Origin of the sequence: Proteiniborus sp. MB09-C3, assembly GCF_030263895.1 — a bacterium.
Lineage (GTDB): Bacteria > Bacillota > Clostridia > Tissierellales > Proteiniboraceae > Proteiniborus.
Genome location: NZ_CP127161.1, coordinates 3,794,096 through 3,810,886, shown reverse-complemented (window position 1 = coordinate 3,810,886; position 16,791 = coordinate 3,794,096). Strand labels below are relative to the sequence as shown.

Annotated in this window: 14 protein-coding genes; 13 read left to right on the top strand and 1 reads right to left on the bottom strand. The window is 32.4% G+C overall.

Going from position 1 to position 16,791, the window contains the following annotated elements; translation table 11 throughout:
* Positions 1-96: 96 nt before the first annotated feature.
* The 13 genes from QO263_RS18615 (at position 97) to QO263_RS18555 (ending at position 15,890) form a co-directional block, all read left to right on the top strand.
* On the top strand, positions 97-1,428 hold the full coding sequence (locus QO263_RS18615; RefSeq protein WP_285624787.1) for a tyrosine-protein kinase domain-containing protein: 1,332 nt from the start codon (positions 97-99) through the stop codon (positions 1,426-1,428).
* A 137-nt stretch (positions 1,429-1,565) separates the two neighbouring features.
* Positions 1,566-2,567: a lipid II:glycine glycyltransferase FemX gene (locus tag QO263_RS18610; protein ID WP_285624785.1), complete on the top strand. Its 1,002-nt coding sequence runs from the start codon at positions 1,566-1,568 to the stop codon at positions 2,565-2,567.
* Between the two features lie 3 nt (positions 2,568-2,570).
* Positions 2,571-3,188 carry a sugar transferase gene (locus QO263_RS18605; protein WP_502928726.1) on the top strand — a complete coding sequence of 206 codons (618 nt, stop codon included), beginning with the start codon at positions 2,571-2,573 and terminating at the stop codon, positions 3,186-3,188.
* A 75-nt stretch (positions 3,189-3,263) separates the two neighbouring features.
* Positions 3,264-4,457 carry a LegC family aminotransferase gene (locus QO263_RS18600; RefSeq protein ID WP_285624780.1) on the top strand — a complete coding sequence of 398 codons (1,194 nt, stop codon included), beginning with the start codon at positions 3,264-3,266 and terminating at the stop codon, positions 4,455-4,457.
* Positions 4,458-4,461: 4 nt separating this feature from the next.
* Positions 4,462-5,697, top strand: coding sequence for a glycosyltransferase family 4 protein (locus QO263_RS18595; RefSeq protein WP_285624777.1), 1,236 nt, complete (start codon positions 4,462-4,464; stop codon positions 5,695-5,697).
* A gap of 1 nt (position 5,698) precedes the next feature.
* A complete protein-coding gene (locus QO263_RS18590; protein WP_285624775.1) occupies positions 5,699-6,760 on the top strand; it encodes a phosphoenolpyruvate carboxykinase (ATP) in 1,062 nt (353 codons plus the stop codon).
* On the top strand, positions 6,750-7,538 hold the full coding sequence (locus QO263_RS18585) for a glycosyltransferase family A protein (RefSeq protein ID WP_285624773.1): 789 nt from the start codon (positions 6,750-6,752) through the stop codon (positions 7,536-7,538). The genes QO263_RS18590 and QO263_RS18585 overlap by 11 nt, the downstream gene beginning before the upstream one ends.
* A 32-nt stretch (positions 7,539-7,570) precedes the next feature.
* Complete coding sequence (locus tag QO263_RS18580; RefSeq protein ID WP_285624771.1) at positions 7,571-8,755, top strand: O-antigen ligase family protein; 1,185 nt, start codon at positions 7,571-7,573, stop codon at positions 8,753-8,755.
* A 150-nt stretch (positions 8,756-8,905) separates the two neighbouring features.
* The gene (locus tag QO263_RS18575) at positions 8,906-9,655 is read left to right on the top strand and encodes a carbohydrate deacetylase (RefSeq protein ID WP_285624769.1); all 750 of its coding nucleotides are present in this window, start codon (positions 8,906-8,908) and stop codon (positions 9,653-9,655) included.
* Between the two features lie 9 nt (positions 9,656-9,664).
* Entirely contained in the window at positions 9,665-11,200 is a 1,536-nt protein-coding gene (murJ, locus tag QO263_RS18570) for a murein biosynthesis integral membrane protein MurJ (RefSeq protein WP_285624767.1), read from the top strand.
* An 82-nt stretch (positions 11,201-11,282) separates the two neighbouring features.
* Positions 11,283-12,284, top strand: a complete 1,002-nt coding sequence (locus tag QO263_RS18565) for an LCP family protein (RefSeq protein ID WP_285624765.1) — start codon at positions 11,283-11,285, stop codon at positions 12,282-12,284.
* 178 nt (positions 12,285-12,462) lie between these two features.
* Positions 12,463-14,274 carry a phospho-sugar mutase gene (locus QO263_RS18560; protein WP_285624762.1) on the top strand — a complete coding sequence of 604 codons (1,812 nt, stop codon included), beginning with the start codon at positions 12,463-12,465 and terminating at the stop codon, positions 14,272-14,274.
* A 221-nt stretch (positions 14,275-14,495) separates the two neighbouring features.
* Positions 14,496-15,890 (top strand): S-layer homology domain-containing protein, encoded by a 1,395-nt coding sequence (locus tag QO263_RS18555; protein WP_285624759.1) that lies wholly within the window; start codon positions 14,496-14,498, stop codon positions 15,888-15,890.
* 113 nt (positions 15,891-16,003) lie between these two features.
* On the opposite strand, the gene yyaC is transcribed toward QO263_RS18555, so the two are convergent.
* The gene (yyaC, locus tag QO263_RS18550) at positions 16,004-16,540 is read right to left on the bottom strand and encodes a spore protease YyaC (RefSeq protein ID WP_285624757.1); all 537 of its coding nucleotides are present in this window, start codon (positions 16,538-16,540) and stop codon (positions 16,004-16,006) included.
* Positions 16,541-16,791: the final 251 nt, after the last annotated feature.

The following is a 16,791-nucleotide window of genomic DNA, read 5'->3' as shown; positions in this document are numbered from 1 at the left end:
AAATATATTTTTTCTCAGAGCCTAATAAACTAGTGTATGGATTAGTTATTTATTATATTTTTTAACCTAATGAAATTAAGAGTGGAGGTACTGTTCATGGAAGAAATCAAGCTAAAAGAATACTTCTATATTATTTGGAAAAGGTTGTGGATTATTATACTTATAACTATATTGTTTTTAGCCGCCAGTGGCTTAGTTAGCTATTTTGTTTTAGTTCCTGAATACGAGACCTTTACTACACTTATGCTGGGCAAGCAGAATATGGGTGTTATATCAGATGGGGTTATACAGTATGATGACTTACTTGTAAATCAAAAGCTTGCATCCACATATGGAGAGATAATGAAAAGTAAATTAGTATCTAATGAAGTCATTGAAAATTTAGGATTAAACCTTAGTACAGATCAACTTGGAAAAAAAACGAATGTTTCATTAGTTAAAGATACTGGAATTATAAAAATAGTTGTAGATGATAAAAGTCCTGAGCTTGCTGCAAGAATTGTAAATGAAATTGCCGAAGTTTTTAAGAAAAATATAGCTAATATTATGAAAATAGAAAATATCCAAATTATAGACAAAGCAGAAGTACCTATAAAACCTGTAAGGCCTAGACCTATTTTAAATATGGCAATAGCTGGAGCACTTGGTTTTATCATTAGTATAACGGTGGTAACTTTTTTAGATTATATTGATAACACCATAAAAACCGCAGCAGATGTTGAAAAATATCTTGAGCTTCCTGTTATTGGGATGATACCCATAAGTTCAAAGCAAGAGCTAATTGCAAATAGTACTCCTAAATCTCCTGTATCAGAGGCTTACAGGACACTTAGAACAAACATTCAATTTTCAAACGTTGATGAAAATATTAAAAGCATAGTAATTACCAGTTCTAGCTCTAATGAAGGTAAGAGTACAATTATTTCTAATCTAGCTATTACAGTGGCACAGACAGATAAAAAAATACTTTTAATAGATACAGACCTTAGGAAGCCAAGAATACATGAGATTTTTGGAATATCTAATTCTGATGGCATTACTAATATCCTCTCAGAAAATCTTGATTATAAGGCTGCTTTGATATCTACAGGGATAGGTGGTTTAGACATACTGGCCTCAGGACCTATTCCTCCAAATCCTGCAGAGCTTCTAGGCTCAAAAAAAATGAAGGATTTTTTAGAAAGTGTAAAAGATGACTATGATATGGTCTTATTAGATGCTCCGCCAGTGGGATTAGTGACAGATGCTACCGTGCTATCTGCTAAATGTGACGGTGTCATGATAGTTAGCGCTGTAGGTCAATCTATCATTAATTTAGCAATAGACACTAAAAAGTTAATTCAAATAGTAAATGGAAATATACTAGGTGTTGTGATGAACAAAATACCCTTAAAAAAGGGCAAATATTACAATTATCATTATCTGTAGCTACTATTTTATAATATTACAAAAATGGTGAAGTGAGCAGTCAGACTAGTTAACAAAATGTAGGTATTATAAAAAAGCAGCTAATGTATTTTAGGCATATCATATTTGGCTAGTTGATTTAAGAAGGGGAGTTTTTTTTGAGGAGCAAGCTAGACATATACTTTAAAGAAAGTTATGGAAGATTATACGAGGAAAAGGACAAAAATGTTTTAGAAAAATACACATATTGTTCAAAAGACGGTGAAATATCGTATATGTTTTTAAAAAGGGAAATTAGTACTGATAGCTTTAATGAGGAGTTATATGATATAACAACACCTTATGGATATGGTGGACCTATTATTATAAATTACAAAGAACAATCCTTAGATAAATTGACTGCAGATTTTAATAAGGACTTTGAAGATTATTGTAAAGAAAACAACATAGTTTCGGAGTTTATTAGATTCCATCCATTGGTGAAGAATCATATTTATTTTGACAGTGTATATGATATTTCTTTAAATAGAAAGACAATATATATTGATTTAACTAGCGAGGAAGCAATTTGGGACAATATGAAATTAACCTCTCGAAATAGGATTCGAAAAGCTAAAAAAAACAATATAAATGTAGAAGAAGACACATCTGATAAAAGCATTTCTAAATTTATTGAATTATATTATAAAACAATGGATAAAAATTCAGCTGATTCTATGTATTATTTCGACAAATCATATTTTTACAAGCTAATAAATGAGGAGAATAATTCTTCTAAAATATTTAATGCGATTTATGACGGAAAGACAATTTCCAGTATGTTAATTCTAATTGGAGATGAATATATTCACTACCATTTAGGTGCTACAGACCCAGAGTACTATTCAATGTCACCTAATAATATTTTATTTTTTGAAGTAGCTAGGTGGGGCTGTAAAAATGGCTATAAGAAGTTTCACTTAGGTGGAGGATATAGCGGACCTGATGATAGCTTGCTTAGATTTAAGAAGACTTTAAATGAAAATGGAGAGATTGATTTTTATTTAGGGAAAAAAATACGAAACCAAAAGACATATGACAGGTTAGTAGAGAAGCATATGCAATTAGGTAAATTGAATGGAAGTTATTTTCCTTTGTACCGTTCACCAGTTATTAGGTAGGTGATACCAGTGAAGACTTATATAATTACTAAAAGAATATTAGATTTTATTTTTGCACTTATATTGTTGATAGTTACATCACCCATTATGATAATTGCGGCTATGGCAGTAAAGCTTGAATCAAATGGTCCTATTCTATTTACCCAAAAGAGACCAGGTAAGCATGGGAGAATATTCAGGATTTATAAATTTAGAACCATGAGGACTGAGACTTACGATAGCAGAGCACTCAATGATATAGAGAGAATTACAAAAGTTGGATCATTCTTAAGAAGAACGAGTATAGATGAGCTTCCACAGCTATTTAATATTTTACGTGGAGAAATGAGCTTCATAGGTCCCAGACCACTATTAGTTGGATATCTGGAATACTATTCGCCACGGCAAATGAGAAGGCATGAAGTAATGCCGGGTATTTCAGGCTGGGCTCAAGTAAATGGCAGGAATAAGCTTACTTGGGAACAGAAATTTGAATATGATGTATGGTATGTGGATAACGTTAGCTTGATATTGGATTTAAAGATACTTTGGTTAACTATATATAAGGTTTTTATAAGAAAAGATATTAATCAAAATGATGATTATACTATGGAGGAGTTTACTGGTTCTAAAGTACTGTAGATACGGCAGCTTATCGGTTATGAAGCTGAAACAACTATTGATTGCCTATATTCTAAATAATTAAAGGGGTGACCTATGAGAGATTCTAGAATGATACCACTATCAGTTCCAAATTTATCGATGGATATATTGGATAATATAAAAGAAACAATAGAGACTGGTTGGGTATCAACTGGTGGGAGATTTATAAAGGAATTTGAAGAAAAGCTTGCAGAATATGTTGGTGTGAAAAGAGCAGTATCTTGTCAAAGTGGCACTGCAGGCCTTCATCTGGCATTAAGAGTATTAGACATTGGGGAGGGAGATGAAGTTATAGTGCCTACTCTTACATTTATAGCAACAGTAAATCCAGTAAAATACTTAAATGCAGAGCCAATATTTATGGATTGCGACGATACCTTGAATATGGATATGAACAAGCTAGAAGAATTTTTAGAAAATCAGTGTACTTATGCAGATGGAAAAGTAGTCAATAAGAAAACAGGTAAACAGATAAAGGCTATAATTTTAGTTCATGTATTTGGCAACCCAGTGGATATGGAAAAGTTGATGACCATTAAAGAAAAATATAACCTGAGGATAATTGAAGATTCTGCTGAAGCATTAGGTTCCTATTATCTAGAGGGGAAATATGCAGGAAAACATTGTGGCACCATTGGAGACATTGGGGTGTATTCCTTTAATGCTAATAAGATAATCACTACAGGTGGCGGAGGAATGGTAGTATCCAATCATCAGGAGCTGCTGGATGAAATAGAATTTTTAAGTGTTCAGGCTAAAACAGATTCGCTGCATTTCATACATGATGACATAGGCTATAACTACCGTATGACTAACATTCAAGCAGCCTATGGGTCTGCTCAGATAGATAGACTAGAGGGCTTTGTTGAGACAAAGATTAGAAATTACAATTTATATAAGGAAGAGATAGAAGGAATAGAAGGATTGACATTATTGCATTTTAGAGAAGATACAAGGGCAAATCACTGGTTTTATTCAGTCATGGTAGACAAAGAAAGGTATGGTATAGATAGGGATGAATTATTACGAAGGCTAATTGACAGTAATATTCAGACTAGGCCTTTATGGAGATTGATACACAAACAGAAGCCTTATTTGGATAATGAAAGCTATAGAATAGAAAAAGCTCTTATTTTTGAAGAAAACCTTATAAATATACCATGCAGCACTAATCTTGAGGTAGAAGATATTGAAGTAGTTATTGAAGCTTTAAAAGGCAATAAAAAAACTGTTATGCGAGGAGATTAGCCATATGAAAAGGATATGGATAGTAGCACCATTTGCTGATATAGACATAGTGGGAGTGAGGGACAGATTTCAATATTTAGCTAATAGATTAAATATTGAAGGCATGGAAGTTATTCTTTTTACTAATGATTTTAGTCATATGAAAAAACAGCATATAGATATTCAAGTTTCTAAGGAATATCCTTATAGAGTAGAAATAATACATGAAGCTGGATATAAAAAAAATGTTTCAATGAAAAGAATCATTAGTCATATAGAATTTGCATGTAATATAAAAAAGCTTATAAAAAGAATGCCAAAGCCAGATGTAATATACTCAGCATATCCTACGATGAGTGCTGCACATGCTGTGGGTAGATATGCCAGAAAAAACAAAATACCTTTCATTATAGATATACAGGACACATGGCCAGAATCCATATCATCAGCTATTGATACGGAAAAGCTTTTAGTAAAATTACTAATGTGGCCTTTTACTAAGCTTGCTAATAGGATTTATAAAATGGCAGATGGCGTAATTGGTGTGTCTAAAACATATGCAGAGAGGGCAAATGTAAAAGGAACTAGGTGTAAGGTATTCATACCAGTCTATATTGGGGCAGAGCTTGAAAAGTTTGATGCTGTTCTTTCTAAGGAAGAGAAAATTAATAAAAATGAACAAGACATTTGGGTTACTTATATAGGGACATTAAGCCATAGCTATGATATAGATACTGCTATTAAAGCCTTTGCTCAGCTAAAGAAATGCAAAAATATTAAATTAAATATTTTAGGCACTGGTCCTGATGATATAAGGCTAATCAAATTAGCAAGGGAATTAGGTGTATATGACAAAAATGTGTATTTTTATGGGTTTATCAAATACGAAAAAATGATTCACATTTTGAAAAAATCTGATATTGCACTAAATGCTATAAGAGGAAGTGCAAAGCAGACAATAACAAATAAGTTAAGCGATTATGTATCATCTGGACTTCCTATTCTAAATTCATGTCAAGAAAAAGAAGTTTTAGATTTAATAAATAATAAGGAAATAGGTATCAATTATGTTCCTGAAGACATCAATTCATTGAGGGATTCTATTTTAAAGATGATAAGCTGCAAAGAAACAATGAAAAAATATTCACGGAATTCACGATTGCTTGCAGAGAAGTGCTTTGACAGGAAAGTAAGCTATAATGCCATAGTAGATTTAGTTAAAGAAATAAGTGCTAAAGACAATCAATCATGTGAGGTGTGATATGAATTACTATGTGTATGTAGATGGACTTCTTGGAGTTAAAACTAATGCAAACAAATTCAAATGGGTTTATGGTAAAGTAGCTCCTGAGTCAACTGAGGCTGAATTTAACAGATGTAGAATAAAGGTGACTTTAGATATAAGGAAGACTAAGGACGTTTTTGATAAAGCAATGGATATAAGTGATTATGATAAATATAGTCATTTCTTTGCTAGGAAAAATGAAAACAAGATTTATTATGATAGAAGCTTTCTCTTAAGCTCTAAGCTAAGATATTCAATTGAAGTAGAAAATAATAATCAACTGAATGTAATAGTCAGCAAAAATTATTTTAAGTACATAAAGTATAGATTTATGAATTTACATTCACTAGGATACATATTAACAGATTTAGTATCAGGGCTTTTGCTGGTAAATGGATACAGTACGGTGCATTGTTCAGCTGTAAACATTAAAGGTAAAACCGTAGTAATCTTTGCTCCTCCCAATGCTGGAAAAACCTTAACTGCTATTAAGCTATGTGAAATGGAAGGAATACAATTTATAGCAGAGGACATTGGATTAACAGATGGAGAGAATATCTATGGAGCCCCTTGGACCAGTACATTTAGATATTATAATCATAATAAGGAATCAAAGCTTGATAGACTGACTTATGCACTGAGTAATAAAATACCAGCACTACAGCTTTTTTCGTCAGAATCTAAATCAATAATGGAGTATTTTAGTGCAGAGCGTGTTTTAGCTAAGGCAGCAATCTCTAATATAGTAGTTTTAGGCAAAGGAGATAATGAAGTCTTAGTGAGTAAGGAAGGAGTATTAAATAACATTATTAACTTAAGTAAATATGAATTTAATTATCACAGATCTCCTGCCATGTTAGTGCTAAATTATTTTAATCCTGATTTATCAATAGATAGAATGTTTGATATAGAGAAGAGTATTATAAATAAAATGATAAATAATTCTGATGTATATAGGATTTATGCTCAGAGTGCTTTAGATTATTGGAAGATTATTAGCTCAATATTTGGTGAAGGAGAGATTCAATATGAAGATTGAAGTATTAGTTTCCACTATGCATCAGGGGGATCTCTCAATAGCTGATAAAATGAACATCAAGGGAAATGCCATTATTATAAATCAGTGTGATACTAACAGCTATATTGAAAGGAAAGAGGACAACAGATATATTAGAATGTATTCATTTGATGAACGTGGAGTAGGAAAAAGCAGAAATAATGCTTTAATGAGGTCAGATGCTGATGTATGTGTAATGGCAGATGATGATATTGTTTACGTAGGTAATTATGAAGAGCTTATTATTAAAGGATTTGAGAAAAATCCAAAAGCAGATATGATAATGTTTAATGCTCCAAACACTGATAAAAGCAAATATAGATTAAAGGTAAAAAAGTCAGGTCGCATAAGATTTTATAATTATTTTAAATTCGGAACAATTAACATTGCTTTCAAAAGAGAAAAGATATTGAAATCAAATATCTTTTTTTCTCTCTTATTTGGAGGAGGAGCAAGATATAGCAGTGGAGAGGATAGCTTGTTTATTGCTGATTGTCTAAAAAATGGGGTCAAAATATATGGTGATACATCTAAAATTGCAGAAATACATCAAAACAGGGATTCAACATGGTTTACAGGCTTCAATGAAAAATATTTCTTTGATAGAGGTGCTCTCTTTGGAGCTCTTTCTAGAAAATTATCCTGGGTTTTAATTCTTCAATTTGCAGTAAGGAAGCACTCTATGTATAAAAATGAATTATCTTTTAGAGAGGCTTTGAAATACATGTGGAGAGGATTAAAGCATTATAGAACTCAATAACAATGCTTTTTATTAGAAATGAGGATTGAAGCATGAATAAATGTCCATTGATTGATAAATTAACTCTAATTATTGTAAGCCTTGCCTTTACAGTAACTGATTGGACAATAAGCCCCTTTACATTTGGAGACATACTGTTGTTTTTAGGTTTTATGATAATACTTATAAGGGGACAGCTTTCTATAAAAACAAAACAAGCTCTCATCTTTTTTTGTACATTATCCATAGTCTTTATAAATGTAATTGCTAATTTGTTTTTTAATCCTGTATTTTTAATAGATGAAGGGTTAATAAGTATACTAAAAGTTTCATATTATTTAATAATCATTATTAGTTTATACAATTACATAAGAAGCAAAAAATTAGAGCTAGAGTTTATTAAGGTATTAAATATCACTGCTGCTCTAATGTGCATTATTGGAATATATATATCACTAGCTATTTATTCATCTGGGATTCTGCCTTATGAATTTTTTTGGAAGTTCACAAGAATGGATGTTTCTAGTTATATTTATAAAGGATATGAAATGAGCTCAGTCAGAGCCAGAAGTATTTTTTCTGAGCCGGCTCATCTAGGATTCTATCTGAACTTTATTTTGGGAATAAATTATTTTAACAAATCTAAGCATGAAATAAATAAAATATCAAATATTTTAATTACTGTCACTGTGCTACTGACATTTTCATATAGCTCAGTATTAGTATTGCTTTTAATGAAAATCATGTACTACTGGAATATTGAGAGAGTAAGTAAGCTAATAGTAGGCCAGAAATATATAGTGGGAATCTTAATTCTAGCAATATTGATATTTGCCTTTTGGGGAACTATTGAAAAAACCTTAATTGAAAGAACCACAGAGGCTTTAAGCGGAGGAGATGGGTCGGCTAAAGCACGAGTTTTTGGAAGCTGGGATTATATAAACAAGGGCAATATTCTTATGGGTAATGGAATAGGGAATACTCCAGAAATCTATAATGTTTATGCATACATACTATCTGATCTAGGGCTGGTGAGCTTTACAATATTTTGTTTAATGAGCCTTTTAATATTGTTTGAGAATTTTAAAATAGGCATGTTATTCATTATATTGAATTTTCAAAAAGGCGGATATTTAGCTTCTGGATATTGGATTTTGCTTTTAATCCTATTCTTATATTTAAAAGAAGTAGAATCTAATATGGAGACGCCAGACTGTGTAAACTGTTACCCTGAGTAGAGCGAATGGGTCTTTAATAGCTTCAAATACAGATTCTTCACTGCGTTCAGAATGACAAAAACGTATAGAATGTGAATTTTCACACAGTCTGACGTGACTGTGGCTAAAATTGTAATCAGATGCCATATAAATATAAGTTGGGGGAAGAATATGAAATTAATAGTCAATGCTGATGATTTTGGAATTTCAGAAATCATTAACAAGGCCATAGCGCAAGCCTTTGAAGAAAACTTGGCATCAAGTGCTACAATAATGACAAATATGCCTGGATTTGAAAATGCCTGTGAATTGATAAATGAATATAATCTTAATGGAAAAATAGGAATTCATCTAAATCTAGTTGATGGCTATCCTCTTACAGAAAGAATGACACAATGCCACAAATTTTGTGATGATAATGGGATGTTCAATGGAGAAAGAAAGACTATTTTTTACTTGAATAGAGAAGAACGAGGCGCAGTTTATGAAGAATTTCAAGCACAAATTGACAAGCTAATGTCTAGAGGAGTTATTCCTACCCATATTGATTCACATCATCATTACCATACAGAATGGGCTATCTTTAGGGAAACCATAAGAATTGCTCATAAAAATGAAATTAGCTCAGTTCGATTGACTAGAAATTGTGGCAATGGGATTAAAGGGCTAAAAAAGCTTTATAAGATTATTTACAATTCAGTTTTACGTGCAAATAGACTTTCAGATATAAGGTATTTTGGTTCGGCAGAGGATGTGATGACAATTAGCAAACCAGAATTATATAGCATAGAGATAATGGTGCATCCTGCATTTGATAAAGATGGTAATTTACTTGACTTGAGTACTGGAGAAAAGCTCCAGTCTTTAATAGAGGATATTAAAGCCTTTACATCAAAAATAAATATTGTTAGTTATTTATAGGAAAATAAAATGAAAAAAACAGCCATTCTTTTAATGTTAATTACAATATTATCAAAAATATTTGGTTTTACTAGAGATATTATTTTGTCTTATATTTATGGCGCTTCAAATATTAGCGATGCCTACTTAATATCACTATCCATACCTATGGTCATATTTGCATTTATTGGTATAGCCGTATCTACAGGATATATACCCATGTATTGTAGAATAGAACAGGAGTACGGAGAAGAGGAAGGAAATAGGTATACAAATAATATTGTCAATATTCTAATTATTATATGTACAGTAATAGTTGTCTTTGGGTTATTATTTACAAAGGAAATAGTCCGTTTATTTGCCTCGGGATTTAAGGGGGAAACTTTAGCCTTGGCAGTGCGGTTTACAAGAATAAGTTTATTTGGCATATATTTTACCAGCCTTATATATATTTTCAATGGATTTCTTCAGCTAAAGGGAAATTACATAATACCAGCATTGGTTGGGTTTCCACTGAACTTAGCTATTATCATATCAATTTTTTTAAGCTTCAATATAAGTATTATGGTATTGCCCATAGGTGTAGTAGTAGCGAATGCTTCTCAATTATTATTTTTACTTCCCTTTGTCTATAAGAAAGGTTATAGATATAAGCTGATAACAAATATGAAAGATAAACATGTTATTCAAATGATATATTTAATATTTCCTGTCATAATAGGGGGTTCTGTAGATCAAATCAATGTGCTGGTAGACAGAACTATTGCATCAAGTATAGCAGTAGGGGGAATTTCAGCCTTAAATTATTCCAATAGGCTTGTTGAGTTTATTCAGGGTATATTTGTAACCTCAATATCTATTGCTATGTATCCTATGATATCAAAAATGGCTGTTGAAAATAATACTAAGGAACTAAAAAGAACAATATCTGAAGCCATAAATATAATAGGATTATTAGTAATACCTGCTACAGTTGGCTCTATGATATTTGCAGAGCCAGTGGTTGGACTTCTATTTGGCAGAGGAGCTTTTGATTTAAAGGCCATACACATGACATCAAGCGCCTTATTTTTTTACTCAATTGGTATTATAGGCATTGGTTTTAGAGATATTCTTTCAAGAGCATTTTATTCTATGCAGGATACCAAAACACCTATGATCAATGCTACAGTTGCCATGACTATGAACATATTTCTAAATATTATTCTTTCGAGGTTTATGGGAATAGCTGGGCTTGCATTGGCTACTAGTATATCAGCTATATTCTGTACAGTGTTATTGTTTATAAGCTTTAGAAAGAAGCTAGGAGCATTTGGCTTGAAAAGTATTGCTGCTTCTTTTTTAAAAACCATATTAGCTTCCTTGATTATGGGGGCTATAGCTAAAGTAATCTATATTGTTCTACTTAAATCTCTTAGTGCTAATTTGGCACTAATAAGCTCCGTTGGCATAGGGGCTGTCCTATACTTTACTATTATTTGCTTTATGAGGATTGAAGAAATGAATATTATAGTAAACCGTTTTAAGGAAAAGCTTAAAATAGAAAATAAAAAGGCAAACTTTTAAGATTAGATTCAGAAAAAAATTAAGCTGGTCAAAGTATAGAATAAGAATATTTAAAATGTATACATTCTGAGGGTGTTAAGCAATGAATAAGAAAAAAACACTATGCATAATTATGATTTGTACAGCTAGTATCTTATTAATAGCAGGTATTATAGGATTCCAAAAAATTAGTAATTTGACCAATCCTCATAAAGCCTTTGAGAAGGATTTGAAGAAGCCGGAAGACCTGTATAATCATGAGCGAAAATATGCTCAAAGGCAAATTGAGCTGGAAGAACAAAAAGAACAAGGAGAAGAACAACAGAAGGAAAAGCTAGAGGAACTTTCCTTTAACAAAAATGTAATCAATCTACTTCTCCTAGGAGTAGATAGCAGTGAAGAACGTGAATCAAGAAAAAAAGGATATCGCAGCGATTCAATTATTGTAGTCTCGGTAAACATTGATACAACAAAAGTAAAGATGTTATCTATTCCGAGAGATAGCTATACAGACATTCCAGGTAATAAAAACAAGGACAAAATAAATCATGCTATGGCCTTTGGCGGAGGTCCTAAGAAAAAAGGGAATCAGTATGCAGTAGAAGCAGTAGAGGGCTTACTAGGGATCGATGTTCATTATTATATTACTGTTGATATGGATTCTGTGAAAAGCATTGTAGACACAATAGGAGGAGTAACTATAGATGTAGAAAGAGACATGGACCTTGGAGAAGAGGTCTTAAAGAAGGGAGAGCAGAAGCTAAATGGGGATCAGGCTCTCATCTATATAAGAAATAGAGATGTGCCTGCAGGAGATTTTGCTAGAATAAGTCAGCAGCATAAGTTTATGATGGCACTGTTTAATCAGATTAAAGAAAATGGTAAGCTGTCTGATGTGATTCCTCTATATTTGAAAATGAAGGACAAAATATTTACTGACCTTAAGCTTGATCAAATAGGAGCCCTTGCTTTATTGCTCAAAGCCTTAGATTCAGATACCATTGAGACTTTTACATTGAAGGGAAAAGGAATAAAAATAAATGGAATATATTATTTAGACATTGATAGGGCACACATGGAAAGCATTATAAATGAACATTTTTAGAGGGGGAGCCCTGGCTATGAGAGTATAAATGAAAAAATACATAAAACCCAAAACGCTTAAGCTGCAATTATACAGAAATATGTAATACAATAGGGCTTGCCTGTCATACTTGGTAGCCTTTTTTTTCTTAATATAGTATAATATACTACAGATAACATGAGAAAAAGGAGAAGCTACTATGGATTTCATGGATAAATATAATTTATGGCTAAAGAGCCCGGATATTGATGGTGAAGCTAAAAAAGAGTTGCTAGGGATTAAAGATAATATTGCAGAAATTGAAGATAGATTTTACAAGGATTTAGAATTTGGAACAGGCGGTTTAAGAGGTAAAATAGGTGCAGGAACGAATAGAATGAACAAATACACAGTATCTAAGGCTACACAAGGACTAGCTGAGTTTATTCTAGGCAATGGAGATTTAGTTAAAGGCAACGATGATGTCATTCTGAACGAAGTGAAAAATTTTAAGACCCTTCGCGATGCTCAGGATGACAAAAGCTGTGTTATAGCCTATGATTCTAGGCACAAATCTAGAGAGTTTGCTAAGACCTCTGCATTAGTATTAGCTGCAAATGGAATAAAAGCATATCTTTTTGAAAGCCTAAGACCAACTCCTGAGCTTTCCTTTGCAGTTAGACATCTACAGGCCAATGCTGGGATAGTTATCACAGCTAGTCACAATCCTGCTGAATACAATGGATACAAGGCATATGGTGCTGATGGAGGCCAAATGGTACCTGATGTAGCTGACAAAGTCATAGCAAGAGTAAAAGACATAAAGGATTTCTCAGATGTAAAGACTATGAATGAGCAAGAAGCCTTTAATAAAGAGCTTATAGCTATTATTGGAAAAGAAATAGATGATATTTATATAGAGAATGTGAAGACTCTTAGCCTAAGAGATGATATTGATAAAAATATAAATATTGTATATACTCCACTTCATGGAACGGGAAACATTCCTGTTAGAAGAGTATTGGAGGAGCTTGGGTATAAAAATGTCTATGTTGTAAAGGAGCAGGAGCTGCCAGATTCAAATTTTTCCACAGTAAGCTATCCTAATCCTGAAGATCCTAAGGCATTTAAGCTGGCAATAGAACTAGGAGAAAAGGTAAAGGGTGACATTATATTAGGGACAGACCCTGACTGTGATAGGGTAGGAGTAGTTGTAAAGGATGACAAAGGAGAATACATTGTCTTAAATGGAAACCAAACAGGTGCATTGCTTCTAGACTATATACTGTCTAGCAGAAAAGACATTCCTTTAAATTCAGTTATTATAAAGACTATAGTAACAAGTGAACTGGGAAGAGTCATAGCTAATCATTATGGAGTGGAAACCATAGATACTCTTACGGGATTTAAGTATATAGGAGAAAAGATAAAAAAATTTGAACAATCGGGAGAATACAGCTTTCAGTTTGGATACGAGGAAAGCTTTGGATATTTGACAGGCACTTTTGTAAGAGAAAAAGACGCAGTAATTGCTTCGATGCTAATATGTGAAATGGCTGCCTATTATAAAACAAAGGAACTTAATTTACATCAGGCATTGCTCCAGCTATATGAAAGATTTGGATACTATATAGAAGAATTGTTCTCAATAAATCTTGAAGGGATAGAAGGAAAAAGAAAAATTGATTCTATAATGGATGGCTTTAGAAAAGACTTTCCTAAAGAAATAGCAGATTTAAAAATCTGGAGAGTAAATGATTATATGGCTGGAAGCAGTAAACTATGTGATAATTCACCTTCTACACATGTTTGTCATTCTGAACGCAGTGAAGAATCTATATTAGGTCTTCCTAAAGAAAATGTAATCAAGTTTATATTTGAAGACAATTCATGGTATGCCTTAAGACCTTCTGGCACAGAGCCAAAGCTAAAGGTCTACATGTCAGCTAATGGAAAAAGCTATGATGCTGCATATAATAAGCTTAAAGCCATAGAAAAGGAAGTAAAGGAAAAAGTAAATAGAATATATTAGAGAAAAACTCCAGTAGACTAGTTAAAAAATCTGCTGGAGTTATTTTTATCCTTGAAGTTAAATGTAGAATACTTCTCTTTATAATAACAAAAAACATGTCCCAACTGTTACATTTTACAAAAAAATTTTTATAGTATATAATATGAATATTAAAAAACTTTACTAGCAAAAATTACTAATCTATATTCTTGGCCTTTGAATAATGAGAATGGGGTGTAGTTATGTTAAGAAGGATTTTTATTTCTGTCCTGTGTACGATAATACTGCTTATGTTTTCTTATAAAAGTGTAGGCGCAAGCACAAAGCCTTCAAATCCACCTAGGGCAGAACTAGAAAAAAAGATTGAAGAGGTAGCTAGAAAAAGAGGCATACCTTCAGTCATACTAAAGTCCATAGCCAGAGTTGAAAGCGTGTTTAAGCAATTTAACAATGATGGCTCTGCCTTTGTAAGTAGAGGAGGCAGCGTAGGACTCATGCAAGTACATAATAAATATGGCTGGTTTGATAATGAGAAATTAAAGTACGATATTGACTACAATATAGAAGCAGGAGCAGATGTGCTTCTTAGAAAATGGGATACTGCTTTAGAGAAGCTTCCGCAAATAGGGGACATGAACCCAAATGTATTAGAAAATTGGTATTTTGCCATATGGGCATACAATGGCTGGAGTAAATCTAATAATCCAAACACGGGATTGAAAAAACAGACCTATCAGAATTTGATATATTCCATAGCAGAAAAGGAATATGGACAAAAAATAACTCCAATAGATAATAAACTACTGCCTAAGCAGGGACTTCCAAGTAAAAGCTCTAAATTTGATACACCAAAGGACCTTCACTATGGCGATATATTGACTTATACTGAAGGAGATATTGTAAGGCTTGATGGCAGACATATTATGAACCTAAAGGAAACGCCTAATGGTTCAGATATTGTGGAAGTAACTAATTTAATGGAGTTTCAGGTATTAGAAGGACCAGTACTAAATAACGGTTATTTTTGGTATAAGGTTAAGGCTAAGGAAATAAATAAAGAGGGCTGGCTTGTTGGAAATTGGATATCTAAAACTGGAAGTATATATCCTTTCTTAGACATATCTAGGACTTGGTCAAAAAGTTATATTATAAGTCTTCATGATATGAATATAGTCAGTGGAGATGGAAGCAATTTTAACCCAAATGATAAAATAACCAGACAGGAAATATCAGTAATGCTATCCCGTGCCTTGCAGCTTAAGCCAGAGGATAATGACTTAGAGTATGCAGATGCTTGCGATATAGACAACTGGGCAGTTGAGCATGTAATAGCAATAACGGAGGCAAATATTATAACAGGATATGAAGAAACCAACGAATTTAAACCTGATGAATACATAGCAAGGGAAGAGGCAGCAATTATTATTAGCAGAGCCATAGGCTATGATGATAATCTAGATTTTCAGTTAGACTATTCAGATATTAGCGAAATCTCTGATGAAGCACTTAATGCCATAAAAAACCTTCAAATAATGGGAATAATGAATGGCTCAAATGGTAAATTTAGACCAAAGGATTGCTTAACTAGAGGAGAAGCGTGTAAGCTAATATTTGATTTGTTAAATATATTAGAATAGAAGAAAACTATAGGTGTTGTCATTCTGAACGTAGTGAAGAATCTATATTTAAGACCATTCGCTACGCTCAGGATGACAATTTTTATTCATAATTAATTCTCAAATCTCAATTATCACAGACCCATCATAATCCCTTCTGCAATTATCTCTGCCATTTCAAATATAAATGAAAGCCTTATGTTATGAAGTGAAGAATTATTATCATTGCCTAGCTTTTCAACTATTCCTATTATTGATAAATCACCTACTGATGGAAGATTTTTTCCTACACCCTTACCTGGATCTATGGGACCACTTCTTATCTGTATAGTTCCTACACTATCATCTTCTCCTAAGCATGCATCTATTGCAATTATAAAAGCATCAGGATGTCTGGACTTTATACTCAATACCCTATCCTTTAAATTAAGAGCGTGCAATGGCCTTTTCAAGGTTCCATATACTGGGGAAATGAAATCTCTTTTCTTTAAAATAGTTCCCACAAGGGGACCCAAGCAATCACCTATACACTTGTCCGTTCCAATACCTACAATTATTATGTCATCATGTCTTGGGTAAGCTTCAAAATATGTACTTAAATAATTGCTGATTTCCCTTGCAGCTTTATATTTCTCTTCAACATGAGTAGTTAATACTCTTAAATTTTTCATTTGCCGCCCTCCTTATGCTTTAGTGGATATAAATATATATTTAGAAGATGGCTAAATTATTCTAAAAAGCTTGTATATATTTTCATGAATAAACAGCATAAAAAGACGAATAATAACTACTAAAAGGAGAGATGATTGATGGCAAAGAAAAGGATGTTATATATGGGATTAATTGTCATACTTACAATTGTAACTGTAGGATTAATTACTAGTATGAGGATAAATGAAAGCAATATAGATATTTACGACAA

Coding starts and splice junctions, on each gene's coding strand:
- QO263_RS18615 (WP_285624787.1), top strand. CDS start 97: ATGGAAGAAATCAAGCTAAAAGAATACTTCTATATTATTTGGAAAAGG.
- QO263_RS18600 (WP_285624780.1), top strand. CDS start 3,264: ATGAGAGATTCTAGAATGATACCACTATCAGTTCCAAATTTATCGATG.
- QO263_RS18595 (WP_285624777.1), top strand. CDS start 4,462: ATGAAAAGGATATGGATAGTAGCACCATTTGCTGATATAGACATAGTG.
- QO263_RS18590 (WP_285624775.1), top strand. CDS start 5,699: ATGAATTACTATGTGTATGTAGATGGACTTCTTGGAGTTAAAACTAAT.
- QO263_RS18585 (WP_285624773.1), top strand. CDS start 6,750: ATGAAGATTGAAGTATTAGTTTCCACTATGCATCAGGGGGATCTCTCA.
- QO263_RS18580 (WP_285624771.1), top strand. CDS start 7,571: ATGAATAAATGTCCATTGATTGATAAATTAACTCTAATTATTGTAAGC.
- QO263_RS18575 (WP_285624769.1), top strand. CDS start 8,906: ATGAAATTAATAGTCAATGCTGATGATTTTGGAATTTCAGAAATCATT.
- murJ (WP_285624767.1), top strand. CDS start 9,665: ATGAAAAAAACAGCCATTCTTTTAATGTTAATTACAATATTATCAAAA.
- QO263_RS18565 (WP_285624765.1), top strand. CDS start 11,283: ATGAATAAGAAAAAAACACTATGCATAATTATGATTTGTACAGCTAGT.
- QO263_RS18560 (WP_285624762.1), top strand. CDS start 12,463: ATGGATTTCATGGATAAATATAATTTATGGCTAAAGAGCCCGGATATT.
- QO263_RS18555 (WP_285624759.1), top strand. CDS start 14,496: ATGTTAAGAAGGATTTTTATTTCTGTCCTGTGTACGATAATACTGCTT.
- yyaC (WP_285624757.1), bottom strand. CDS start 16,540: ATGAAAAATTTAAGAGTATTAACTACTCATGTTGAAGAGAAATATAAA.